Source organism: Enterobacter cloacae complex sp. 2015409 (genome assembly GCF_041365315.1).
GTDB lineage: Bacteria > Pseudomonadota > Gammaproteobacteria > Enterobacterales > Enterobacteriaceae > Enterobacter > Enterobacter pseudoroggenkampii.
This window is the reverse complement of record NZ_JBFTVM010000002.1, coordinates 285136-308971: the sequence shown is the minus strand read 5'-3', so window position 1 is coordinate 308971 and position 23836 is coordinate 285136. Positions and strand designations below refer to the sequence as shown.

At 55.9% G+C, this 23836-nt stretch carries 21 protein-coding genes, 1 pseudogene and 1 other annotated feature; of the genes and pseudogenes, 4 read left to right on the top strand and 18 right to left on the bottom strand.

All coding sequences use genetic code 11. From position 1 onward, the window contains the following. Window positions 1-87 precede the first annotated feature (87 nt). The 4 genes and pseudogenes from lspA to ACDO57_RS15140 all read right to left on the bottom strand — a co-directional run bounded on the left by lspA (window position 88) and on the right by ACDO57_RS15140 (window position 4602). On the bottom strand, window positions 88-588 hold the full coding sequence (gene lspA, locus ACDO57_RS15155) for a signal peptidase II (RefSeq protein WP_008502034.1): 501 nt from the start codon (window positions 586-588) through the stop codon (window positions 88-90). After that, window positions 588-3404 (bottom strand): isoleucine--tRNA ligase, encoded by a 2817-nt coding sequence (ileS, locus tag ACDO57_RS15150; protein WP_370884212.1) that lies wholly within the window; start codon window positions 3402-3404, stop codon window positions 588-590. Before ileS ends, lspA begins: the two co-directional genes overlap by 1 nt. 45 nt (window positions 3405-3449) lie before the next feature. Then, window positions 3450-4376 (bottom strand): bifunctional riboflavin kinase/FAD synthetase, encoded by a 927-nt coding sequence (gene ribF / locus ACDO57_RS15145; RefSeq protein ID WP_024907423.1) that lies wholly within the window; start codon window positions 4374-4376, stop codon window positions 3450-3452. A gap of 7 nt (window positions 4377-4383) precedes the next feature. Then, a pseudogene (locus ACDO57_RS15140) lies at window positions 4384-4602 on the bottom strand (DUF2575 domain-containing protein). A gap of 101 nt (window positions 4603-4703) precedes the next feature. Between ACDO57_RS15140 and rpsT the strand changes: the two are divergent. After that, complete coding sequence (rpsT, locus tag ACDO57_RS15135) at window positions 4704-4967, top strand: 30S ribosomal protein S20 (protein ID WP_003856458.1); 264 nt, start codon at window positions 4704-4706, stop codon at window positions 4965-4967. A gap of 57 nt (window positions 4968-5024) precedes the next feature. Here the strand turns inward: rpsT and nhaR are convergent, their stop codons facing one another. From nhaR to dnaK, 4 genes are all read right to left on the bottom strand, one after another. Then, the gene (gene nhaR / locus ACDO57_RS15130; RefSeq protein ID WP_003856462.1) at window positions 5025-5924 is read right to left on the bottom strand and encodes a transcriptional activator NhaR; all 900 of its coding nucleotides are present in this window, start codon (window positions 5922-5924) and stop codon (window positions 5025-5027) included. A gap of 57 nt (window positions 5925-5981) precedes the next feature. Continuing rightward, window positions 5982-7157 (bottom strand): Na+/H+ antiporter NhaA, encoded by a 1176-nt coding sequence (gene nhaA, locus ACDO57_RS15125; RefSeq protein WP_370884211.1) that lies wholly within the window; start codon window positions 7155-7157, stop codon window positions 5982-5984. 172 nt (window positions 7158-7329) lie between these two features. Continuing rightward, window positions 7330-8475 carry a molecular chaperone DnaJ gene (gene dnaJ / locus ACDO57_RS15120; protein ID WP_023310347.1) on the bottom strand — a complete coding sequence of 382 codons (1146 nt, stop codon included), beginning with the start codon at window positions 8473-8475 and terminating at the stop codon, window positions 7330-7332. Between the two features lie 87 nt (window positions 8476-8562). Beyond that, a complete protein-coding gene (gene dnaK / locus ACDO57_RS15115; RefSeq protein WP_024907421.1) occupies window positions 8563-10476 on the bottom strand; it encodes a molecular chaperone DnaK in 1914 nt (637 codons plus the stop codon). A 296-nt stretch (window positions 10477-10772) separates the two neighbouring features. Between dnaK and satP the strand changes: the two genes are divergently transcribed. Continuing rightward, window positions 10773-11339 (top strand): acetate uptake transporter, encoded by a 567-nt coding sequence (gene satP, locus ACDO57_RS15110; protein WP_008502042.1) that lies wholly within the window; start codon window positions 10773-10775, stop codon window positions 11337-11339. On the opposite strand, the gene ACDO57_RS15105 is transcribed toward satP, so the two are convergent. The 3 genes from ACDO57_RS15105 to tal form a co-directional block, all read right to left on the bottom strand. Beyond that, window positions 11316-12638, bottom strand: a complete 1323-nt coding sequence (locus ACDO57_RS15105; RefSeq protein WP_048989673.1) for an MFS transporter — start codon at window positions 12636-12638, stop codon at window positions 11316-11318. The two genes, satP and ACDO57_RS15105, sit on opposite strands and share 24 nt — an antisense overlap. Window positions 12639-12760: 122 nt before the next feature. After that, complete coding sequence (gene mog / locus ACDO57_RS15100; protein WP_023310343.1) at window positions 12761-13348, bottom strand: molybdopterin adenylyltransferase; 588 nt, start codon at window positions 13346-13348, stop codon at window positions 12761-12763. Between the two features lie 110 nt (window positions 13349-13458). Next, window positions 13459-14412 carry a transaldolase gene (gene tal / locus ACDO57_RS15095; protein WP_370884210.1) on the bottom strand — a complete coding sequence of 318 codons (954 nt, stop codon included), beginning with the start codon at window positions 14410-14412 and terminating at the stop codon, window positions 13459-13461. 262 nt (window positions 14413-14674) lie between these two features. On the opposite strand from tal, the gene ACDO57_RS15090 reads away from it, so the two are divergent. Both ACDO57_RS15090 and yaaA read left to right on the top strand, forming a co-directional pair. Beyond that, window positions 14675-16105 (top strand): alanine/glycine:cation symporter family protein, encoded by a 1431-nt coding sequence (locus ACDO57_RS15090; RefSeq protein ID WP_370884209.1) that lies wholly within the window; start codon window positions 14675-14677, stop codon window positions 16103-16105. A gap of 66 nt (window positions 16106-16171) precedes the next feature. Further along, window positions 16172-16945 carry a peroxide stress protein YaaA gene (gene yaaA, locus ACDO57_RS15085; protein ID WP_157188590.1) on the top strand — a complete coding sequence of 258 codons (774 nt, stop codon included), beginning with the start codon at window positions 16172-16174 and terminating at the stop codon, window positions 16943-16945. 32 nt (window positions 16946-16977) lie between these two features. On the opposite strand, the gene ACDO57_RS15080 is transcribed toward yaaA, so the two are convergent. The 7 genes from ACDO57_RS15080 to yjjY all read right to left on the bottom strand — a co-directional run bounded on the left by ACDO57_RS15080 (window position 16978) and on the right by yjjY (window position 23796). Then, window positions 16978-17280: a DUF2502 domain-containing protein gene (locus ACDO57_RS15080; RefSeq protein WP_045327616.1), complete on the bottom strand. Its 303-nt coding sequence runs from the start codon at window positions 17278-17280 to the stop codon at window positions 16978-16980. Between the two features lie 245 nt (window positions 17281-17525). Next, window positions 17526-18812: a threonine synthase gene (thrC, locus tag ACDO57_RS15075; protein ID WP_024907414.1), complete on the bottom strand. Its 1287-nt coding sequence runs from the start codon at window positions 18810-18812 to the stop codon at window positions 17526-17528. A gap of 3 nt (window positions 18813-18815) precedes the next feature. Next, the gene (thrB, locus tag ACDO57_RS15070; RefSeq protein ID WP_370884208.1) at window positions 18816-19745 is read right to left on the bottom strand and encodes a homoserine kinase; all 930 of its coding nucleotides are present in this window, start codon (window positions 19743-19745) and stop codon (window positions 18816-18818) included. Between the two features lies 1 nt (window position 19746). Next, window positions 19747-22209 (bottom strand): bifunctional aspartate kinase/homoserine dehydrogenase I, encoded by a 2463-nt coding sequence (thrA, locus tag ACDO57_RS15065; RefSeq protein WP_370884207.1) that lies wholly within the window; start codon window positions 22207-22209, stop codon window positions 19747-19749. Between the two features lie 24 nt (window positions 22210-22233). Continuing rightward, window positions 22234-22351: a sequence feature (Thr leader region), on the bottom strand. Then, entirely contained in the window at window positions 22290-22358 is a 69-nt protein-coding gene (gene thrL / locus ACDO57_RS15060; RefSeq protein WP_015572623.1) for a thr operon leader peptide, read from the bottom strand. (Overlaps the previous feature by 62 nt.) Window positions 22359-22569: 211 nt before the next feature. Continuing rightward, window positions 22570-23256, bottom strand: coding sequence for a tRNA/rRNA methyltransferase (locus tag ACDO57_RS15055; protein WP_024907411.1), 687 nt, complete (start codon window positions 23254-23256; stop codon window positions 22570-22572). 399 nt (window positions 23257-23655) lie between these two features. Next, window positions 23656-23796: a protein YjjY gene (gene yjjY / locus ACDO57_RS15050; protein ID WP_085928893.1), complete on the bottom strand. Its 141-nt coding sequence runs from the start codon at window positions 23794-23796 to the stop codon at window positions 23656-23658. Window positions 23797-23836 lie beyond the last annotated feature (40 nt).

Below are 23836 nucleotides of genomic sequence, written 5' to 3'. Positions count from 1 at the left end.
TTGCTCGCTTGTTTTGCCCGGTGGCGCTGCGCTTGCCGGGCCTACATTAACCGTAGGCCGGGTAAGCGCAGCGCCACCCGGCTGGTTTTACGCCTGCTCTTTCGCGGCGGGTTTCGGCAAGAAGCCTTCCAGCACGATTAACGCTGCACCGATGCAAATAGCGCTATCGGCGAGGTTAAAGGTCGCGAAGTGCCAGTCGCCGACGTAGAAGTCGATCATATCGACCACAAAGCCGTGCCACAGGCGGTCAAACAGGTTGCCCAGCGCGCCGCCAATGATCAGCGCGTAGGCGATGTTATTCAGCTTTTGCGTCGCCTTCGAGCGGTACATCAGCACAGCCAGGATCACGCAGATACCGAGAGCGATACCCGCAAAGAACCAGCGCTGCCAGCCACCGCTATCGGCAAGGAAACTGAACGCTGCGCCGTAGTTACGTGCGTAGTGCAGGTTAAGTGACGGGAACAGCGGAACCGTCTCCCCCAGAGCAAAATTCTGGAGGATCAGGAACTTGCTGCCCAGATCGATAATCAGCACCACCACAACCAGCCACAGCCAGCGCAGTCCTGTTGAACAGAGAGTTTTACTCATCAGGCAAACTTACGTTTTTCGCCGTCACCGGCGACGTTGCTTACACAGCGTCCGCAGATGTCTGCGTGTTCCGCCACCTGGCCAACATCGGTGGTGTAATGCCAGCAACGCGGGCATTTCTCACCGTCGGCTTTGCTCAGCGCGACTTTCAGTCCTTTGAGCAGTTCGCTCTGCTGAGCATCAGCAGAAGCATCGGCATAATCCGCAACTTTCGCACCGGAGGTCAACAGGACAAATCGTAATTCATCGCCCAGCGCCGTCAGCTTCGCCGCCAGCTCTGGCTCCGCGTACAGGGTTACTGCCGCTTCCAGAGAGCCGCCGACTTTCTTATCAGCACGCGCCTGCTCGATAACCTTGTTCACTTCTCCACGCACTTTCAACAGCTCGTCCCAGAAGGCATCGTTCATCGCTTCGGTGCTGGAGAGATCGAACAGACCTTCGTACCACTCGCCGGTGAAGACATACTTCTCGCGGTCGCCCGGCAGATAACCCCAGATTTCATCCGCGGTGAAGGACATGATCGGCGCCATCCAGCGTACCAGCGCTTCTGCGATATGGAACAGCGCGGTCTGGCAGCTACGACGCGCCACGCTATCCGCTTTCGCGGTGTACTGGCGGTCTTTGATGATGTCGAGGTAGAACGAGCCCATCTCAATGGAGCAGAAGCGCATCAGACGCTGCACCACTTCGTGGAAGTCATAAGACTCATAGGCCTTCAGGATATCTTCCTGCGCCGCTTTCGCGCAGCCTACCGCCCAGCGGTCCAGCACGACCATCTCTTCCGGTTTCACCATGTCTTTTGCCGGATCGAACCCGTTCAGGTTCGCCAGCAGGAAGCGCGCGGTGTTACGGATACGACGATAGCTGTCGGCAGCACGTTTCAGGATCTCGTCAGATACCGCCATTTCGCCGGTGTAGTCGGTCGACGCCACCCACAGACGCAGAATGTCTGCGCCCAGCTTGTTCATCACGTCCTGCGGAGAAACGGTGTTACCGATAGATTTGGACATCTTACGGCCCTGACCATCCACGGTGAACCCGTGAGTCAGTACCTGACGGTAAGGCGCTTTACCCTTCATGGCGGTAGAGATCATCAGAGATGACATGAACCAGCCGCGGTGTTGGTCAGAGCCTTCCAGATACATGTCGGCAGCGTGACCGGCAAACTCCGGACGCACGTCAACCACGGAAGAGTGGGTAGATCCGGAGTCGAACCACACGTCCAGGGTATCCGGCACTTTCTCGTAATTGTCTGCGTCAGCGCCCAGGATGTCGCGGGCGTCGAGATCCCACCACGCCTGAATGCCGTCAACTTCGACACGTTTCGCCACTTCTTCCATCAGTTCCAGGGTGTTCGGGTGCAGCTCCTGCGTCTCTTTATGTACGAACAGAGACATCGGTACGCCCCAGGTACGCTGACGGGAGATACACCAGTCAGGACGGTTAGCCACCATGGATTCGATACGCGCCTGGCCCCAGTCAGGGATCCACTGCACGCCTTTAATCTCTTTCAGAGACTGCTCGCGCAGGCCCTTCTGATCCATGCTGACGAACCACTGCGGGGTCGCACGGAAGATGATCGGGGTCTTGTGACGCCAGCAGCACGGATAGCTGTGCTGCATTTTTTCAACGTGCAGCAGCGCGCCGCTGGTGCGCAGCATGTCGACGATGATGTCGTTCGCTTTGAAGACGTTGATGCCGTCCAGCGCCGGATAGGTGCCAGGCAGGTAAGATCCGTCCGGGCCCACCGGGTTAGCAATTTCCAGACCGTACTTCAGGCTGATGTTGTAGTCGTCAGGACCGTGGCCACCGGCGGTATGTACCGCACCGGTACCCGCTTCCAGCGTCACGTGGTCGCCGAGGATCGCCGGAACGTCGAAGTCCAGGAACGGATGTTTGAAGCGCATCAGCTCCAGCGCGTCACCTTTCACGGTGCCTAGCACGGTGTAGTCGATGATATGCGCACGCTTCAGCACGCTTTCAACCAGATCTTTCGCCAGGATAACCGCCTGACCTTCAACCTGAACCAGCGCGTATTCGAACTCACCGGACAGGGAGATCGCACGGTTCGCAGGCAGGGTCCACGGGGTGGTGGTCCAGATAACCAAAGAGATTGGGCCGTTAACGGACGACACGCCAAATTTGGCCTTCACCGCATCCTGATCGACGGCCTGGAAGGCCACGTCGATAGATGGAGAGGTTTTGTCGTAATACTCCACTTCCGCTTCTGCCAGCGCAGAGCGGCAGTCCACGCACCAGTGCACCGGCTTAGCGCCTTTGTGCAGGTGGCCGTTACCGATGATTTTACCCAGCGCACGGATGATGTTGGCTTCGGTTTTGAAGTCCATGGTCAGGTACGGGTGCGACCAGTCGCCCAGCACGCCCAGACGGATGAAGTCAGCGCGCTGACCGTCAACCTGCGTAGCGGCGTATTCGCGGCACTTCGCACGGAACTCGGCGGCGGTGAACTTCTCACCCGGCTTGCCAAACTCCTGCTCCACTTTCAGCTCGATTGGCAGACCGTGGCAGTCCCAGCCCGGAACGTAAGGCGAGTCATATCCCGCGAGGCCTTTGGACTTCACGATAATGTCTTTCAGAATCTTGTTAACCGAGTGACCAATATGAATGCTGCCATTCGCATATGGAGGGCCATCATGCAGAATGAAGGATTTTTTGCCTTTTTTGGCTGCACGAATGATGCCGTACAGGTCATCATCGGTCCAACGCGCCAGCATTCCCGGTTCGCGCTTGGCGAGATCGCCGCGCATCGGGAACCCTGTTTCCGGCAAATTCAGGGTTGATTTATAGTCACTCATCAGATTCTCGGTTCCGTATTTATCACGTAGGCAGTTAAGCCGGGTTCAAAGCCCAAAAAACTCGCGGGCCGTCAATTCATCTCGCGCAATTTGCGCTTTGAGTTCATCCAGCGAACCAAATCGCTGCTCGTTGCGTATTTTTTTACGCAGTATCACATCTATATGGCGACCATACAGGTCCATTACAACGTCCAGCAGGTGCACTTCCAGCTGTTGACGCACACCGGCGACGGTCGGACGCGTGCCAATATTGGCGACGCCGTAAAACGGCTTATCGCCCAGTCCTGCCACTTCCACCGCATACACCCCTTTAACCGGGGAAACCTGACGACGCAGCGGTATATTCGCCGTCGGGAAGCCTATCGTGCGGCCCAGCGCATCGCCATGGACCACGCGGCCAGAGATGGTGAACGGATGCCCCAGCAGGGTTTCCGCCGTCTCCAGCTCGTCATCGGCCAGTGCCCGGCGAACCGCCGTGCTGCTGACGCGCACGCCGCCCTCACAGAAGGTCATCGCGCTGGTGACGTCAAACCCGTACTCCAGACCAGCCTTCTGTAATAGCAAGAAATCGCCCTGACGACCAGCGCCAAAGCGGAAATCATCGCCCACGGCGAGAAACTGTACGCCAAGACGCTTAACCAGCAGGTCGCTGACAAAATTTTGTGCTGTCAGCGCGGCAAAGCGGCGATCGAAACGTACACACAATACGTAGTCCACACCGGACTCTGCCAGGTAGCGCAACTTCTCGCGCAGGCGAGTGAGACGGGCGGGAGATTTATCACCCGCGAACAGCTCCAGCGGCTGCGGTTCGAAAATCATCACCACAACGGGCAGGCCACGGGCCTCCCCTTCTTTACGCAATCCCTGCAACAGCGCCTGATGACCACGATGCACGCCGTCGAAATTACCAATGGTCAGCACGCACCCGTGTGGCGCGCTACTGAGATTATGTATGCCGCGTATCAGCTTCATGTCTGGCTCAAAACAGTGAAAATCGCCAAAGTATACCTTGTACAACGGTTAAGGTTAACCGGCGATTGTTCGTGCAAAACAGAAAGCCGTAATGATTTCATCAGGCTGACCTTTCGCAGCGAAAAAATCTGCTCGTGAACTGCGATTTTTATGCCGAAAGGCTGTATTCAGGGAAGACAAGCTGGTAGAATCCTGCGCCATCACTACGTAACGTAGCGTCGCTAATTAACGGCGCTTATTTGCACAAATCCATTGACAAAAGAAGGCAAAGAGGGCATATTCCTCGGCCTTTGAATTGTCCACATAGATCATATTTGGGAGTTGGACTTGGCTAATATCAAATCAGCTAAGAAACGTGCCGTTCAGTCTGAAAAGGCTCGTAAGCACAACGCAAGCCGTCGCTCTATGATGCGTACTTTCATCAAGAAAGTATACGCAGCAATCGAAGCAGGCGACAAAGCTGCAGCGCAGAACGCATTTAACGAAATGCAACCAATCGTGGATCGTCAGGCTGCTAAAGGTCTGATCCACAAAAACAAAGCAGCGCGTCATAAAGCAAACCTGACTGCGCAGATCAACAAACTGGCTTAATCGCTACTTGTTGTTGCTTGTTTAAAGAACCCGCTTAACGCGGGTTTTTTTATGTCTTCAGATTGCCGGTGGCGTAAACAGCGCTGAATAGTCGCGGTTACAGATTCGCTGTACCGCCGGGTGCTGAATCATTCTTTCGGCAAATATGGCGTGATACTCCTCCATCACGTTATCCACTCTGCCTATCTCCGTAATCTTATCGTCCGAATAGAGATCGTGCGCGTACAGCGTCGGCGCAACGAAGATCGCGTTATGCGCTTCGCCAAAGGCTTTCATCAGCGCCGCATCGTCGAACTCACCGAGTATCTCCACGTTCAGCCCCTGCGAGTTAAACCAGTTCAGCAGCTTGCGTCCGAGCATGGAACGTCTTCCCGGCACCAGCAGGCGACGCTCTTCCAGGCACGCGGGGAACGGTTTTTCCGGCGGCGGATTAATACACCAGAAACTGACGCCGCATTCGCCAATCTTCACCGAAAACAGCCCTTCCTGCTGGGTGGAGTCAATCGGGCAGTCCGAGATAATCATGTCCAGCTTGTGCTGGCTGAGCTGTTCCAGCAGCATCTCATGGGTGGATTCAAAGCAGCGCAGATGGATTTGCTCATCTTCCACCACCGCCGCATCCAGCACGCCGCTCACCAGCCGTTTGGACAGCGCATCCGCCACGCCCACGTCAAAGAGCAGGTTCGACTCTTTGCGGTAGTTGACGATATCCAGCATCTCCTGGCTCAGGGTGAACATTTTGTCCGCATAGCGGAAAACCAGTTCACCCAGTTCGCTGGGTTCAATCCCGCGCCCCTTACGCTTGAACAGCTTACCCTGCAGGCGCTCTTCCAGCGCCTTGATTTGCCCGGTGATGGTTTGCGGCGTCAGGTAGAGCGCCTCTGCCGCCCCCACCACCGAGCCCTGTTTATAGACGTGCCAGAAGTAGTACAGATGGTTGTAATTCAAATGAGACATCGCGTCTTCTCTCCCTGAGTGTGTATCGGGAGAAGGTCGCCTCCTCCCGGTGTTCCGTTATGCCTGGACGGCCTGTCCGGACAATTTTACCTTCAGCAAGGTATAACCGATTACCGCAGCCAGTAATGACCCGATGAGAATGCCGAGTTTTGCCCAGACGATAAGCTCAGGCGCATGCGTCCCAAACGCCAGCGTCGAGATAAAGATCGACATCGTAAACCCGATACCACACAGCACGCCGACGGCCATAATCTGCTTAAAGGTGGTGCCGTGCGGCAAAGACGCCAGCTTCAGCTTCGTCGCCAGCCAGCAGAAGAGGCTAATACCCAGCGGCTTGCCGATAAACAGCCCGGCAATGATGCCCAGCGGCAGCACGGACGTTAGCCCGTCCAGCGTCACGCCACCCAGCGACACACCGGCGTTGGCAAACGCAAACAGCGGCAGGATCATAAAGGCGACCCACGGGTGCAGCACATGCTCCAGCTGTTTGGCAGGCGACTTGCCGTCCTGCGGCTTCAGCGGTACGAAGAAGCCGACGATCACGCCCGCCAGCGTGGCGTGCACGCCTGATTTCAGCACCGCCGTCCACAGCACCATCCCCACGAGGATGTATATACCGATACGGTGAACATTGAAGATGTTCAGCAGCGCCAGCACCGCAATCGCCCCGGCGGCCACGCTCAGGGACAGGATCGACAGATCGCTGGTGTAGAACAGTGCGATAATCACAATGGCACCCAGGTCATCGATGATCGCCAGTGCCATCAGGAAGATTTTCAGGGCCACCGGCACGCGGCTTCCCAGCAACGCCAGCACCCCGAGCGCAAAGGCGATATCCGTCGCAGCCGGGATCGCCCAGCCGTGACGTGCAATCGGATCCTGCCAGGTGAACGCCAGGAAGAGCAGCGCCGGCACCACCATCCCGCCGAGCGCAGCAATCACCGGAAACGCCGCGCGCTGGCGGCTGGCAAGCGAGCCCAGTACCAGCTCACGCTTAACCTCAAGCCCGACGAGCAGGAAGAACACCGCCATCAGCGCATCGTTGATCCACAGCAGCATGTTCTTGTTAATTTCGAGCGCCCCGACCTTCAGCTCAACGGGCGTTTCCAGAAATGCATGGTAGAGTTCCTGCGTGATGCCAAGGTTAGCCAGCACCATCGCAGCCGCAGCGGCAATAATCAGGATCACGCCGCCGGACGCCTCACTGCTAAAAAAACGGTGTAGTAATTTCACTTTAATTCTCTCTGTTACAACAATACCTCGATAAAACCATAATACCAAGCCAAATAGCTCGGCAAAATCAGATTAATATTGAGTATAGATTCAGTTTTACCGAGCAATACCCGTAAATAGAAAAAGCCCGGAATCGCTTCCGGGCTTTTGCGGATGAAAATCTGAGAACAGATTAACGGGTCAAATCATCGAAGAATTTTTTGACGCCATCGAAGAAGCTTTTGGAACGCGGGCTGTTTTTCTCACCCGTCGGGCCACCAAAGCTCTCCTGCAGCTCTTTCAGCAGCTGTTTCTGCTTGTCGTTCAGGCCAACCGGCGTTTCAACGACGACGCGGCACAGCAGGTCGCCCTGCGCACCACCGCGAACGGACTTAACGCCTTTCCCGCGCATGCGGAACAGCTTACCGGTCTGGGTTTCGCCTGGCACTTTCAGGTTCACGCGACCATCCAGCGTCGGTACTTCGATTTCACCACCGAGTGCCGCCATCGCGAAGTTGATCGGCACTTCGCAGTACAGGTTATTACCTTCGCGCTCGAAGATGGCGTGCTGCTTCACCTGTACCTGAACGTACAGATCGCCTGCCGGTGCACCGTGTTCACCTGCTTCACCTTCACCCGCCAGACGAATGCGGTCGCCCGTATCGACGCCGGCCGGGATTTTAACGGAGAGGGTCTTGGTTTTCTCAACGCGACCATGACCGTGGCATTTGGTGCACGGATCTTTAATCAGCGTACCGCGACCGTGACAGTGCGGACAGGCCTGCTGTACCGCGAAGAAGCCCTGACGCATCTGCACCTGACCAGAGCCGTGACAGGTTGGACAGGTCTGAGGCTGTGTACCTGCTTTCGCGCCGCTGCCGTGGCAAACGTCACACTCTTCCAGCGTCGGAATACGGATCTCTTTGGTGACACCGCGGACGGCCTCTTCCAGCGTCAGCTCCATGTTGTAGCGCAGGTCCGCGCCGCGCGCCGCGCGCTGACGACCACGGCCACCGCCGAAGATGTCGCCAAACACATCGCCAAAGATATCGCTGAAGTCAGCGCCGCCGCCAAAGCCGCCGCCACCGAATCCACCGCCGCCCATGCCGCCCTGTTCAAAGGCTGCGTGACCGTACTGGTCATAGGCCGCACGTTTTTGTGCATCGGTCAGGACTTCGTAGGCTTCTTTGATCTCTTTAAATTTGGCTTCAGCCTCTTTATCACCCTGGTTACGGTCCGGGTGGAATTTCATGGCCAGGCGCTTATACGCCTTTTTGATTTCACGCTCTTCCGCAGTTTTCGGAACGCCTAAAATCTCGTAATAGTCTTGCTTTGCCATTGGTTTTTTTAAGCCCCTTAACATGCGAGCACGGGCGTGGAGAGTTCTCCTACGCCCGTGCCGATTAATTACCCTGCATCAGGGCGATTATTTTTTATCTTTAACTTCTTCGAACTCAGCGTCGACAACGTCGTCGTCTTTCGCGTTGTTCGCTGAAGCGTCAGCGCCCGCCTGCTGTTGAGCGTGCTGCTGCTGAGCGATTTCCATCAGCTTCTGAGAAGCCTGCGCCAGTTCCTGCATCTTCGCTTCGATGTCCGCTTTGTCTTCACCTTTCAGTGAGGATTCCAGCGCACTCAGTGCAGCTTCGATAGCAGTCTTGTCTTCCGCTGGCAGTTTATCGCCTGCTTCTTCAACCTGCTTACGGGTGCTGTGCAGCAGATGGTCACCCTGGTTACGGGTCTGAACCAGCTCTTCGAACTTACGGTCGGATTCCGCGTTAGCTTCGGCATCGCGAACCATTTTTTCGATTTCCGCTTCGTTCAGGCCAGAAGATGCCTTGATGGTGATCTTCTGCTCTTTACCGCTGTTTTTGTCTTTCGCAGACACGTGCAGGATACCGTCAGCATCGATGTCGAAGGTCACTTCGATCTGCGGCATGCCGCGCGGTGCCGGGTTAATACCGTCCAGGTTGAACTGACCCAGAGATTTGTTATCCGCCGCACGCTTACGCTCACCCTGAATCACATGGATGGTTACCGCAGACTGGTTGTCTTCAGCGGTAGAGAACACCTGGCTGTGTTTCGTCGGGATGGTGGTGTTTTTGTTGATGAGCGCAGTCATCACACCGCCCATGGTTTCGATACCCAGAGACAGCGGGGTAACGTCCAGCAGCAGTACGTCTTTAACTTCACCGGTCAGTACGCCACCCTGAACCGCAGCACCGATTGCAACTGCTTCGTCCGGGTTAACGTCTTTACGTGGCTCTTTACCAAAGAACTCAGCCACTTTCTTCTGAACCATTGGCATACGGGTCTGACCACCGACCAGGATAACGTCCTGGATATCGGATACGGACAGGCCAGCATCCTGCAGAGCAACTTTCAGCGGCTCGATAGAACGGTTCACCAGGTCTTCTACCAGGCTTTCCAGTTTCGCACGGGTCACTTTAATGTTCATGTGTTTAGGACCGGTCGCGTCTGCAGTGATGTACGGCAGGTTCACGTCGGTCTGCTGAGCGGAAGACAGCTCGATCTTCGCTTTCTCAGCGGCTTCTTTCAGGCGCTGCATAGCCAGCGGGTCGTTACGCAGGTCAATGCCCTGATCTTTCTTGAACTCGTCAACGAGGTAGTTGATCAGACGGGTATCGAAGTCTTCACCACCCAGGTGGGTATCACCGTTGGTTGCCAGAACTTCGAAGGTTTTTTCGCCGTCAACTTCGTCGATTTCGATAATAGAGATATCGAAGGTACCACCACCCAGGTCGTAAACCGCGATAGTACGGTTGCCGACTTCTTTATCCAGACCGTAAGCCAGAGCAGCCGCGGTTGGTTCGTTGATGATACGTTTTACTTCCAGACCTGCGATACGGCCAGCATCTTTGGTTGCCTGACGCTGAGCATCGTTGAAGTAGGCAGGTACGGTAATAACAGCTTCAGTTACCGGCTCACCCAGGTAATCTTCAGCGGTTTTCTTCATTTTCTTCAGCACTTCAGCAGAAATCTGCGGTGGTGCAGTTTTAGCGCCTTTCACATCAAGCCATGCATCGCCGTTATCTGCCGCGATGATTTTGTAAGGCATGATGGAAACGTCACGCTGAACTTCTTCGTCCTGGAAGCGGCGACCGATCAGGCGTTTAATCGCAAACAGGGTGTTTTGCGGGTTTGTCACTGCCTGACGTTTAGCCGGCTGACCAACCAGAGTTTCACCATCCTGGGTATAAGCAATGATAGAAGGCGTGGTGCGATCGCCCTCGGCGTTCTCCAGCACGCGTGCAGTAGTGCCATCCATAATCGCTACACAAGAGTTGGTAGTACCCAGGTCGATACCAATAATTTTACCCATCTAAACGTCTCCACTAAAAATTCAGTCAACATGTGGTTGTGTACCTGTAATAAGGGCAGAACGTGCTTTTTCAACTGCCCAGATTTGATTTTTTTCAGGTCCACACACTGCGGTTGACTACAAGATGGGGTCGCGACGGCATCCATCAAGGGGGAATGATAAAAAAAATTTTAATTTCACCCTGATGAGATCATAGACGCCATCGATTGCGCCCATTATGATGCCGCGCCCAGTCAGGGAGAACTGACGCGGGTTTAACCATTTCACCATATTAATGATGATTTTTTTGAGGACTTATGGGCAACACTAAGTTGGCTAATCCGGCTCCGCTGGGCCTGATGGGTTTTGGCATGACCACTATCCTGCTGAACCTGCACAATATCGGGATGTTCCCGATGGATGGCATCATCCTGGCGATGGGCATTTTTTACGGCGGTATCGCGCAAATCTTCGCGGGCCTGCTGGAATATAAGAAAGGCAATACCTTCGGCTTAACCGCCTTCACCTCTTATGGTTCTTTCTGGCTGACCCTGGTTGCCATTCTGCTGCTGCCTAAAATGGGCATGGCAGACGCGGCAAACGCCCACTTCCTGGGCGTTTACCTGGGCCTGTGGGGCGTCTTCACCCTGTTCATGTTCTTCGGTACCCTGAAAGGTAACCGCATGCTGCAGTTCGTCTTCCTGAGCCTGACCGTCCTGTTCGCCCTGCTGGCGATTGGTCACCTGGTGGATAACGAAGGCATCGTTCATGTTGCAGGCTGGATTGGTCTGGTTTGCGGCGCAAGCGCTATCTACCTGGCAATGGGTGAAGTGCTGAACGAGCAGTTTGACCGCACCGTTCTACCGATTGGTGAAAAACACTGATCCCTCTGTCGTGCCCGCCTCGCGGGCACGACATCCCCCCGCCTGACGAAGCCAAAATCCTAATACCAGCCCCATCAGCGAGAGTGCGAGTACATACCAGGCTGGCGCCATCGGCGACACGCCCATCAGCACGGTGACCGCAATCGGCGTCAGCCCGCCGAAAATGGCATACGACACGTTGTAGGAAAACGAAATCCCGGTGAAACGAACTTCCGGTGGGAAAGCTCGCACCATGACGTAAGGCACAGCCCCCACTACGCCCACGCACAGCCCTACCACGCCGTACAGCAGGAACAGCTGTTCAGGATGGCTGCCCGCAAGATGGTAAAACGCCCAGCTTGATGCGGCCAGTAGCAGGCTACCGATGATAAAGGTAACGCTGGCACCAAAACGATCCGCCGCCAGCCCGGCGGCCAGACAGCCAAAGCAGAGCATGATTGTCGCGATACTGTTCGCCTGTAGCGTCACGGCAGGGGCGAAGCCGTACTGCTTTTGCAGCCAGACCGGAGACATCAATATCACCACCACAATGCCCGCCGAGAGCAGCCAGGTCAGCAGCATCGATACCACTACCGCTTTTTTATGGCGTACCACAACCGACTTCACCGGCAGCTCCTGCGCCAGCGCTTTGCGCTGCTGCATCTCGAGGAAAATCGGCGTCTCCTGCAGCCAGCGGCGCAGGTACATCGCGACCAGACCAAACGCTCCGCCCAGCAGGAACGGAATACGCCAGCCCCAGTCGTGCACGGCCTGCTGCGTCATGCTGGTATTCACAATTGTTGCGACCACCGAGCCGAGCAGGATCCCGACCGTCAGCCCCGCCGTTAAGGTTCCGCAGGCGATACCAATGCGGCGCGCCGGCACATGCTCCGCGACAAACACCCACGCGCCCGGCACTTCACCGCCAATCGCCGCCCCCTGCAGGACGCGCATCAGCAACAGCAGCAACGGCGCGAGAATGCCCATCGAGGCATAGGTAGGCAGCAGACCAATGGCCAGCGTCGGCACGGCCATCAGCAGGATGCTAAGGGTAAACATCTTCTTGCGCCCGACCAGATCGCCAAAGTGGGCCATGATAATGCCGCCCAGCGGACGCGCCAGATACCCGGCAGCAAAAATGCCGAAGGTTTGCACCTGACGCAGCCATTCCGGGATATCCGCCGGGAAGAAGAGTTCTCCCACCACGGCGGCGAAGAAGACGAAGATGATAAAGTCGTAAAACTCCAGCGCGCCGCCTAAGGCCGCGAGCGTGAGGGTTTTGTAGTCCTGTCGATTCAGAGGTCGGGTGTTATGTGACATAGCGAACCATTATGCGTGTGTTGTGGATTTATTTTTACAGCATTCGTAAAGAAAAAATTACTATACCGTAAAAGCTTCACCACGCTATCGCCGCTTCAGCTAATGTCACATATTGGTTAATTTCAGGAGATTGTTTCGCGACGTGCGTTTTTCGGGCGAAAAGCTGCTACCACTTTCTCATCGGTTTCCACATAGGGACCGTCAAGCAGCTGTATACAATACGGTACACTTGCAAAGATGCCATGAACGAGGACGCTGCCATCTTCTGCTTTAAGCCCTTCCAGCGTCTCTTTAATCGACTTCGGCTGGCCCGGCAGGTTCAGGATCAACGCCTGCTTGCGGATCACCCCCACCTGGCGGGAAAGAATGGCCGTCGGAACAAAGTGTAGACTGATCTGGCGCATCTGTTCGCCGAAGCCAGGCATTTCACGATCGGCAATCGCCAGCGTCGCGTCCGGCGTCACGTCGCGGCGCGCGGGGCCGGTTCCGCCCGTCGTCAGAACAAGGTGGCAGCTCATCTCATCCACCAGTTCGCAAAGCGTCTGCTCGATGATCGGCTGTTCGTCAGGGATCAGGCGGGTCTGAATGTCAAAGGGGGTGGTCAGCGCGCTGCCCAACCACTCTTCCAGAGCGGGGATGCCTTTATCCTGGTAAACACCGCTGGAGGCGCGGTCAGAAATCGACACTAAGCCGATGCGTAAGGTATTCATATCCATTCCATTCAAAAAGTACTGATTAAAGGGAATGATACACGCAGAGAGGAAATTCAGACAGAGGCGGGGGTAAGACGCGTGACCGGAAGCCCGGTCACGCAGAATGATTACAGCAGGTCGCCGATCATTTTTTCCAGTTTGCCCTGGTCAACAGCAAACTTACGGATACCGTCCGCCAGTTTGTCTACCGCCATTGGATCCTGGTTGTGCTGCCACAGGAACTCGGATTCCGTGATGCGCTCTGGGCGCGCTTTCACTTCACCTGTGTAAGACAGTTTACGCTCCAGAGCACCTTCGCTTTCAGCCAGCTCTTTCAGCAGTGCAGGCGCGATGGTCAGGCGGTCACAGCCAGCCAGCTCGATGATTTCACCGACGTTACGGAAGCTTGCGCCCATAACCACAGTCTCATAGCCGTGCTGTTTGTAGTATTCGTAGATTTCAGTCACAGAAATCACGCCTGGATCTTCAGCCGGTGCGTACTCTTTCTTATCGGTGTTGGCTTTGTACCAGTCCAGAATACGGCCCACGAACGGAGAAATCAGGTATACGCCTGCTTCTGCACATGCACGCGCCTGCGCGAAGGAGAACAGCAGGGTCAGGTTACAGTTGATACCGTCTTTTTCCAGCTGCTCTGCCGCGCGAATACCCTGCCAGGTAGAAGCCAGTTTGATCAGGATACGGTCGTTGCTGATGCCCGCGTCGTTGTACATTTTGATCAGACGTTTCGCTTTGGCGATAGACGCTTCGGTGTCGTAGGAGAGACGTGCATCCACTTCGGTAGAGATACGGCCAGGAACCAGTTTCAGGATTTCCAGACCGATGTTCACTGCCAGTTTGTCGGTGGCATCCACAACCTGCTGCGCGCGGTCGTTGCTCTGCGCTTTCGCCCAGGTCACTGCGTCGTCAATCAGTTTGCGATACTCAGGGATCTGTGCGGCGTTAAGGATCAGAGAAGGGTTGGTTGTGGCATCCTGCGGCTGGTACAGCTTCATTGCCGCGATATCTCCGGTGTCAGCTACGACAGTGGTGAACTGACGAAGGGAGGTCAATTTATCCGTCATGATAGTGTTTCTCTTTTAACGTGCCCTGGATAATTCACGCTACCGACAGCATGCCTGCAGCGGAAAAATGACAGGTTTACTTGTTAGGGGGATGTAACCGGTCTGCCCTGATGATAACACGACGGAGGGGTAGCGCAACCGCAGACAGTGCGCTTAGGCAGAGTATGGTAAACTCGGAAGATTAACAGGCTGCTAAGCAACAGCATGCCCAATCAGTGGTAGCGCTTACATATTCACATTGGCATCAACAAGAGGGACGTTAATGCCTGATTTCTTTTTCTTTATTAACGAAGTCCTCTGGGGTTCGATAATGATTTACCTGCTTCTGGGAGCAGGTATTTGGTTTACGCTACGCAGTGGGTTTATCCAGTTTCGCTATATTCGCAAGTTTGGCAGAAGTCTGAAAAACAGCGTTACGCCCCAGCCGGGTGGATTAACGTCGTTCCAGGCGCTCTGTACCAGCCTGGCGGCACGTCTCGGCAGCGGCAATCTGGCGGGCGTTGCGCTGGCCATCAGCGCCGGTGGGCCAGGCGCGGTCTTCTGGATGTGGGTGACGGCGCTACTCGGAATGGCCACCTCCTTTGCCGAAAGTTCGCTTGCACAACTCTATAAAGAGAAAGATAAACACGGCCAGTTTCGCGGTGGTCCTGCCTGGTACATGGCGCGTGGCCTGGGGATGCGCTGGATGGGCGTCCTGTTCTCGGTTTTTTTACTGCTCGCGTACGGCCTCATTTTTAATACCGTCCAGGCAAATTCTGTCGCCAATGCCCTGAGCTACGCCTTCTCCTGCCCGGAGTGGGTCGCCGGTATTGCTTTAGCCCTCATCGTTCTGCTCACCATTTCTGCCGGTCTTAAGGGCATCGCCCGCCTGATGCAGTGGCTGGTGCCCATTATGGCGTTGCTCTGGGTTGCCGCGAGCCTGCTTGTTGCCGCACTGCATCTCGACCAGGTGCCGGGCGTGATTGCCACCATCGTCAAAAGCGCCTTTGGCTGGCGCGAAGTGGCCTCCGGGGCGCTGGGCTACACCTTCAGCCAGGCGCTGATGGCGGGCTTTCAGCGGGGCATGTTCTCCAATGAAGCCGGTATGGGGTCAACCCCCAACGCGGCCGCCGCCGCCTCTTCCTGGCCGCCGCACCCGGCCGCACAAGGCATTGTGCAGATGATTGGCGTCTTTACCGATACCATTATCATCTGTTCCGCCAGCGCCATGATTTTGCTGCTGGCAGGCCCCGTCCCACATTCCTCAGGAACCGCCGGGATACAGCTTCTCCAGCAGGCGCTGGTGAACCTGACCGGCGGCTGGGGTGCAGGGTTTGTCTCGCTCATTCTGATCTTGTTTGCCTTCAGCTCGATAGTGGTGAATTACCTCTACGCCGAAAATAACCTTATTTTCCTGAAGCTCGACTCCCGCGCTGCAATCGGAACCCTGCGTCTCGGGGTCGTCCTGATGGTGATAGCAGGCTCCCTGCTCAGTATGCCGCTGGTCTGGCAGCTGGCCGATATCATTATGGCGCTGATGGCGATCACTAACCTCACGGCAATCCTGCTGCTCTCGCCCGTGGTGACCCTGATTGCCAGAGACTATCTTCGTCAGCGCAAACTGGGTGTTCCGCCGGTATTTGATCCCGCCCGCTATCCCGATATTAAGGCGCAGCTTGCCCCCGGCACGTGGGATGATTTGCCGCGGCAATAACAGCTATCGATCAATTCGGGGCGATTTTTTGCTAAAGTCGCTCTAAATTTCCTGCAAGGACTGGATATGCTGATTCTGATTTCACCTGCAAAAACGCTCGACTACCAGAGCCCACTCGCCACCGAGCGCTATACCCAGCCTGAACTGCTGGACTACTCGCAACAGCTGATCCGCGAAGCGCGCAAGCTCTCTGCACCGCAGATCGCCTCACTGATGAGCATCAGCGACAAGCTGGCCGATCTGAACGCGACCCGCTTTCACGAGTGGCACCCGGATTTCACCCCGGCTAACGCTCGCCAGGCGATTCTGGCGTTTAAAGGCGATGTCTATACCGGCCTGCAGGCGGAAGATTTTAGCGAAGCCGATTTCGATTTTGCCCAGCAGCATCTGCGCATGCTGTCGGGTCTGTACGGCGTACTGCGCCCGCTGGATCTGATGCAGCCCTATCGTCTGGAGATGGGGATTCGTCTGGAGAATGCCAAAGGCAAAGACCTGTACCATTTCTGGGGCGATATCATCACCGATAAGCTGAACGCGGCACTGCGCGCTCAGGGCGATAACGTGGTGATTAACCTGGCATCCGATGAATACTACAAGTCGGTGAAGCCGAAAAAGCTGGAGGCAGAGATTATCAAACCGGTGTTCCTCGACGAGAAGAACGGTAAGTTCAAGGTGATCAGCTTCTACGCCAAGAAAGCGCGTGGCCTGATGAGCCGCTACATCATCCAGAACCGTCTGACGAAGCCGGAGCAGCTGACCGCCTTCAACAGCGAAGGCTATTTCTTTGACGAGACGTCGTCAGGGAAAGGCGAGCTGGTGTTTAAGCGCCACGAGCAGTAAAAACAAACCCCGCCAGCTGGCGGGGTTTTGCATTAATGGTGTTTCCAGTCAGGGCCGCGATCGTCGCGGTGGTCATCGTGGTGATGGTCGTCATGGCGATCGTCATGTTTACGATGCTCATCATGCGGACGCCAGTGGTTATCGCGCCAGTCATAATGCGCTTTCCACCAGTCGTGGTCGCGCCAGCGGCCGCCGTCCCAGTAGTGACCGTTATTATCCTGGTCGCCAATCTGCAGTTTGACCGCAGGCACAAGGGTGATTTCGGATGCCTGTACCGCCATGGGAGCGACCAGCATCAGTGAAAGCGCAATCAGCACAGGTTTCAGTGTAGACATCGGTGACTCCTTATTATCTTTGCCCAACGTGGGCCGATGTAAGGAGAGTACGCGAGGGGAACGGGGGATGTTATTCTCTGCAATCCTAAACGCTAAGTGACCGCATTTATTGGGAATTTCTGCTTTTTCCCTGCTATTTTTCTCCTTAATTTCTTCACAAAAAAGCCGGGTGGCGGCTTCGCCTTACCCGGCCTACTTTCTGAGCCGTTGTAGGTCGGGTAAGGCGTAGCCGCACCCGACAAAAATTATGCTCGGGTCATCATCAGCTTACGCAGCGCGGCAAAGTCTGCCGGCAGCTCATGTGACAGCAGCGGCAGGTCGGCACGCTCGGCCAGCTCTTTCGGCAGCGGCAGCGTTTCGCCCAGGATCGCTTCCACGCTCTCTTTAAACTTCGCCGGATGCGCGGTGCCCAGGAACAGGCCATATTCACCCGGGTTAAGCTGGTCGCGCAGCGCGCGGTAAGCAATCGCCGCATGCGGTTCAGAGGTATACCCCACCGCCTTCAGCTCGCGCATGGTCGCTTTGGTGGTTTCATCCGTCACCGCGGCGTAGCCCAGATCGCCCAGACGCCAGATCTTACGGCGGAACAGCTCTTCCACGCGTGGCCAGTTGTTCGGCTGGCTCACGTCCATGGCGTTAGAGAGCGTTGCCTGCGTGGCGTTCGGCGCCCACTTCCCGTCTTTCAGGAAGCGCGGCACGGTGTCGTTAGCGTTGGTGGCGGCGATAAAGCGTTTCACCGGCAGACCCAGGGATTTCGCCAGCAGGCCAGCCGTCAGGTCACCAAAGTTACCGCTCGGCACGGAGATCACCAGCTGGTTACGCGCTTCCTGCGGCAGCTGCGCCACCGCTTCGAAGTAGTAGCAGATCTGCGCCAGCAGACGGCTGATGTTGATAGAGTTGGCAGAGTTCAGACCCAGGGCCACCTTCAGCTCTTCGTCGTCGAAGGCCTGCTTGACCAGCGCCTGACAGGCATCGAAATCACCGTCAATTGCCACGGTTTCAATGTTGCCGCCGAGCGTACAGAACAGTTTTTCCTGCAGCGGGCTGATTTTGCCTTTCGGATAGAGGATCACCACGCGGACGTTTTTCAGGCCGTAGAACGCATGCGCCACCGCCGCACCGGTATCCCCGGAGGTCGCGGTCAGGATGGTCACCGGCTTGTCGCCGCTGATGTGGGTCAGCATCTGCGCCATAAAGCGGCCGCCGAAGTCTTTGAACGCCAGGGTCGGGCCGTGGAACAGCTCCAGGCAGCCAACGTCAGGCTCCACCTGCTTCACCGGTGCCGGGAAAGCGAACGCCGCACGCACGCGCTCTTCCAGCAGCTCCTGCGGGATTTCGTCGCCGATAAACGCCGAGAGAATTTTAGTGCTGCGGGTGACAAAGTCCTGCTTCAGCAGTTCGTCGATGTCGGTCAGGTGGAATTCCGGCAGGTCATGCGGGAAGAACAGCCCCTGGTTTTTGCCCAGCCCCTGAGTGACCGCCTGCGCGAAGCTGACCTGCTCGTTATGATCTTTAAGGTTATAGAGTTTCATTGATTATCCCAGTACTCGTGCGCCAGCCGTGTCCAGACGGCAAATATGAACAAAGCCTTCCTGATTTTGCAGGTAGTGTTTAGAGAGCCAGTCCGCCACGCGCTGCGCGGTATCAGGCTTGTCGCACAGGGCGAACAGCGTCGGCCCGGAGCCGGAGATGCCGCACGCCTGCGCGCCGATATCCATCGATGCCTGTCGCGCCTCGTTAAAGCCGGGCAGCAGCTTCGTGCGGTACGGCTCGGCAATGACGTCCTTCATCAGTTTGGCCGCCAGCTGCGGCTGACGGGTGTAGCAGGCGTGGATAAAGCCCGCCAGATGACGCCCGTGGGCAATACAGTCCTGACGACGATACTGCGCGGGCAGGATCGCACGCGCTTCCGCGGTTGAAACCTTGATACCCGGATAGGCCAGCACCCACAGCCACTCATCAAACCCTGGCACCTGCTGGCTGATGATGCCATTTTCTTCGATCATCAGCTGCATGCCGCCGAGGAAGCACGGCGCCACGTTGTCATAGTGAATGCTGCCGGAGATGCGCCCTTCCAGCTCGCCCATTAAGCCCAGCAGGCGGTTGTTGTTCAGCGGCTTGCCGCAGTGCTCGTTCATTGCTACCAGCGCGGCGACCACCGAGCAGGCGCTGGACCCCAGACCCGAGCCGATCGGCATACTTTTTTCCAGCGTCATGGCGACCGGCACGTTTTTGCCGATCTCCTGACAGAAGCGTTCCCAGCACTGATAGACGATATTTTCGCGCGGCTCAGACGGCAGTTTGCAGGCGTTGCGGCCCACGTTGTTCAGGCTGAAGCTCTCTGCCGCTTCCACCGTAACCGTATCGCCCAGCAGCGAACCATCCACCGGCGTCACCGCCGCACCCAGCACGTCAAATCCGACGCTCATATTCGCGCTGGAAGCCGGGGCATAAACTTTGACCATGTTAAACTCCTAACTTCCATGACAGGGTACGCAGCAGATCGGCAAACACACCCGCCGCCGTAACATCGTTCCCTGCGCCATAGCCGCGAAGCACCAGCGGCAGTGGCTGATAATAGTGGCTGTAAAACGCGAGGGCGTTTTCGCCGTTTTTGACTTTGTACAGCGGGTCGTTGCCATCCACTTCAGCAATCTTCACCCGGCACACGCCATCTTCTTCAATGTTGCCAACATAGCGCAATACCTTACCTTCATCACGGGCTTTTGCAACGCGTGCGGCAAACGCGTCGTCAAGCTGCGGCAAACTGGTCATAAAGGCAGCGACATCACCGCTGCTGTCAAATTCTGCCGGCAGGACAGGCTCAATCACGATATCCGAAAGCTCAAGCTCGCGGCCCGTTTCGCGGGCGAGGATCAGCAGCTTGCGCGCCACGTCCATACCGGAAAGGTCATCACGCGGATCCGGCTCGGTATAGCCCAGCTCGCGCGCGGCGCGGGTGGCTTCCGAGAGGCTCATCCCCTCATCCAGCTTGCCGAAGATAAACGACAGCGAGCCGGAGAGAATGCCGGAGAAACGCTGCAGTTCGTCGCCCGCGTTAAGCAGGTTCTGCAGGTTCTCAATAACCGGCAGGCCTGCCCCAACGTTGGTGTCGTACAGGAACTTGCGGCGCGACTTGCTCGCCGCCAGACGCAGCTGGTGGTAGTAATCCATCGACGAGGTGTTGGCCTTTTTATTCGGCGTCACCACGTGGAAACCTTCGCGCAGGAAGTCCGCGTACTGATCGGCTACCGCCTGGTTCGAGGTGCAGTCGACGATGACCGGGTTAAGCAGGTGATACTCTTTTACCAGACGGATCAGGCGGCCCAGGTTGAACGGCTCTTTCGCCTCCTTCATCTCGGCCTGCCAGTTTTCCAGGTTCAGGCCGTGGACGTTGGTCAGCAGCGCTTTGGAATTCGCGATCCCGCAGACGCGCAGGTCGATGTGTTTCTTCTTCAGCCATTCCTGCTGACGCTTAACCTGCTCCAGCAGCGCGCCGCCGACGCCGCCCACGCCAATCAGGAACAGCTCGATAACCTGATCGGTATTGAACAGCATCTGGTGAACCACGCGTACGCCGGTGGTCGCGTCATCGTTGTCCACGACAACAGAAATTGAACGCTCAGACGAGCCCTGGGCAATCGCCACGATATTGATATTGGCGCGCGCCAGTGCGGCAAAGAACTTGGCGGAGATACCGCGCAGGGTACGCATACCGTCGCCCACCACGGAGATGATCGCCAGACGCTCCTGAATCGCGAGCGGCTCCAGCAGCTCTTCTTTAAGCTCCAGATAGAACTCTTCCTCCAGCGCGCGGCGGGCGCGCAGGCAGTCAGCCTGCGGCACGCAGAAGCTGATGCTGTATTCGGAAGAGGACTGGGTGATCAGCACAACAGAGATACCGTTGCGGGACATGGCCGCAAACACGCGCGCCGCCATGCCGACCATCCCTTTCATCCCCGGACCGGAGACGCTGAACATCGCCATGTTGTTGAGGTTGGAGATGCCTTTCACCGGCAGACCGTCCTCATCGGTGCTCGCGCCAATCAGCGTACCCGGCGCCTGCGGGTTACCGGTATTTTTAATCAGGCAAGGGATCTGGAACTGGGCAATCGGGGAGATGGTACGCGGGTGAAGCACTTTGGCGCCGAAGTAGGAAAGCTCCATTGCTTCCTGGTACGACATCGACTTCAGCAGCCTGGCGTCCGGTACCTGGCGCGGGTCGCAGGTATAAACGCCGTCGACGTCAGTCCAGATCTCACAACAGTCCGCGCGTAAACAGGCGGCCAGCACGGCGGCGGAATAGTCGGAGCCGTTACGGCCCAGCACCACCAGCTCGCCCTTCTCATTACCGGCGGTAAAGCCTGCCATCAGGATCATGTGGTCAGCGGGAATTTTGCTGGCGGCGATACGGCGGGTTGATTCGGCAATATCAACGGTGGATTCGAGGTAGTGGCCCACCGCCAGCAGTTTTTCAACGGGATCGATCACGGTCACGCTATGGCCGCGCGCTTCCAGCACGCCGGCCATGATGGCGATAGAGAGTTTTTCGCCCCGGCAGATCAGCGCCGCGTTGATGCTGTCCGGACACTGGCCGAGAAGGCTGATGCCGTGCAGGACGTGTTTGATTTGCGCAAATTCCTGCTCAACGAAAGACTTCAGCTGAGCGTGCGGGAAGCCAGGCAGCGCCTCTGCCAGCCCTTGCAGCAGGTCAGCGAAGATACGCTCTGCGTCGCTGATGTTCGGGAGTGCATCCTGGCCACCGATGGTTTTTTCAATCATCGCCACCAGATGGTTCGTGATTTTTGCCGGGGCAGAGAGCACGGTCGCAACCTGCCCCTGCCTGGCGTTGCTTTCCAGGATATCGGCAACACGCAGAAAACGCTCTGCATTTGCCACTGATGTACCGCCGAACTTCAACACTCGCATGGTTCTACCTCGTTTCCTTTAGCCGAAAAAAAAGCCCGCACTGTCTAGGTGCGGGCTTTTTTTTGTTTTTCCTGTACGCGTCAGCCCGCATCGTTACCTGTGGTAATGATGATGGTTGTGGTAATGGTGGTGATGCTGATGCGTTTCATGGATGTTGTGTACTCTGTCATTATTATCTGTCTGTGCTGTATTCTTTTAGGGTTAAAGGATCGGGCACCTTAAGTCAACGAATTTTTAATTTGATCACAATTCGGGAGACTCTCACGTCCCGCTGCCGTCGGATTTATTTTCATCCGAATACCCCAAAAGCAACCCTTAGCATCAGATGATTACACCATAATAAAAATGTATGACAGCACTTTATTCGGCCAATTTTTTTTCAATATCGTGCAGCAAACGGTGCAGCATTGCCGTGTCGCGTTGCTCAAGACGGCCCAAACGCTGCTGTAACCAGTCGACCATTTTTTGATCGTCAGCCACACCCAGCTGCATGAGCAGGTTTTCCACGCGCGCGCGAAGTGCAGCCAGCTGGTTTTCATCGGTACCTGTAACAGGCGACTGCGGAATTTGTATTAAGGATGCTAATTGATAGCAATAGACCATCACCGCCTGGCCTAAATTGAGAGAAGGGTAATCTGCAACCATCGGCGCGCCTGTCAGCACATCCGCCAGTTCCAGTTCTTCATTGGTCAGCCCAGAATCTTCACGCCCAAACACCAGCGCCGCTTTCTCCAGCCACTGGCTTTTCTCGCTCAGCATCGGCACCAGCTCCGCTGGCGTGGCATAGTAGTGAAACTTCGCCCGGCTGCGCGCCGTGGTTGCGACGGTAAACGAAATATCATGCAGCGCGTCGGCAAGCGTAGCGTAAGTGGTTATATTATCGAGAATATCTCCCGATCCGTGCGCCACCCAACGGGCGGCTGGCTCCAGGTGCGCCGTGCTGTCCACGATACGCAAATCGGTAAAACCCATGGTCTTCATAGCACGCGCCGCTGCGCCTATATTTTCTGCTCTGGCTGGGGCAACCAGTACAATCGACAGATGCATTTATGCTCTCTTTTTAATCAGTTAGCCGGTAAAAATGTGATGCACTTCAACATATTACGCAGCGCGAATTTACAAAATTGCAACACAAATCACCGAAATAGCGTTTCATAACAAATTAAAAACGCTAAACTATTCTGTGTCTGAACAATCAGTTAGAATGTTAACAGAACACTATTATCCTTATGTTTTATAATGATAATAGCGGCATGAATACCCTATTCTGATTGGATTCGCTTCGTTTATAAATCAATGTCCGCAACTAGTTGGTTTATTGAAAAATTGTGACAAAGGCTAGCATTCGGCTACGATGATTTCATCAAACTGTTAACGTGCTACAATTGAACTTGATATATGTCAACGAAGCGTAGTTTTATTGGGTGTCTGGTGTCACTTAGCCTGTTATGTTGCTGTTAAAATGGTTAGGATGACAGCCGTTTTTGACACTGTCGGGTCCAAAGGGAAAGTACCCAAGACCAAGCTAATGATGTTGTTGACGTTGATGGAAAGTGCATCAAGAACGCAATTACGTACTTTAGTCACGTTAAGCCGATCATGTTAATTTGCGACATGCATCAGGCAG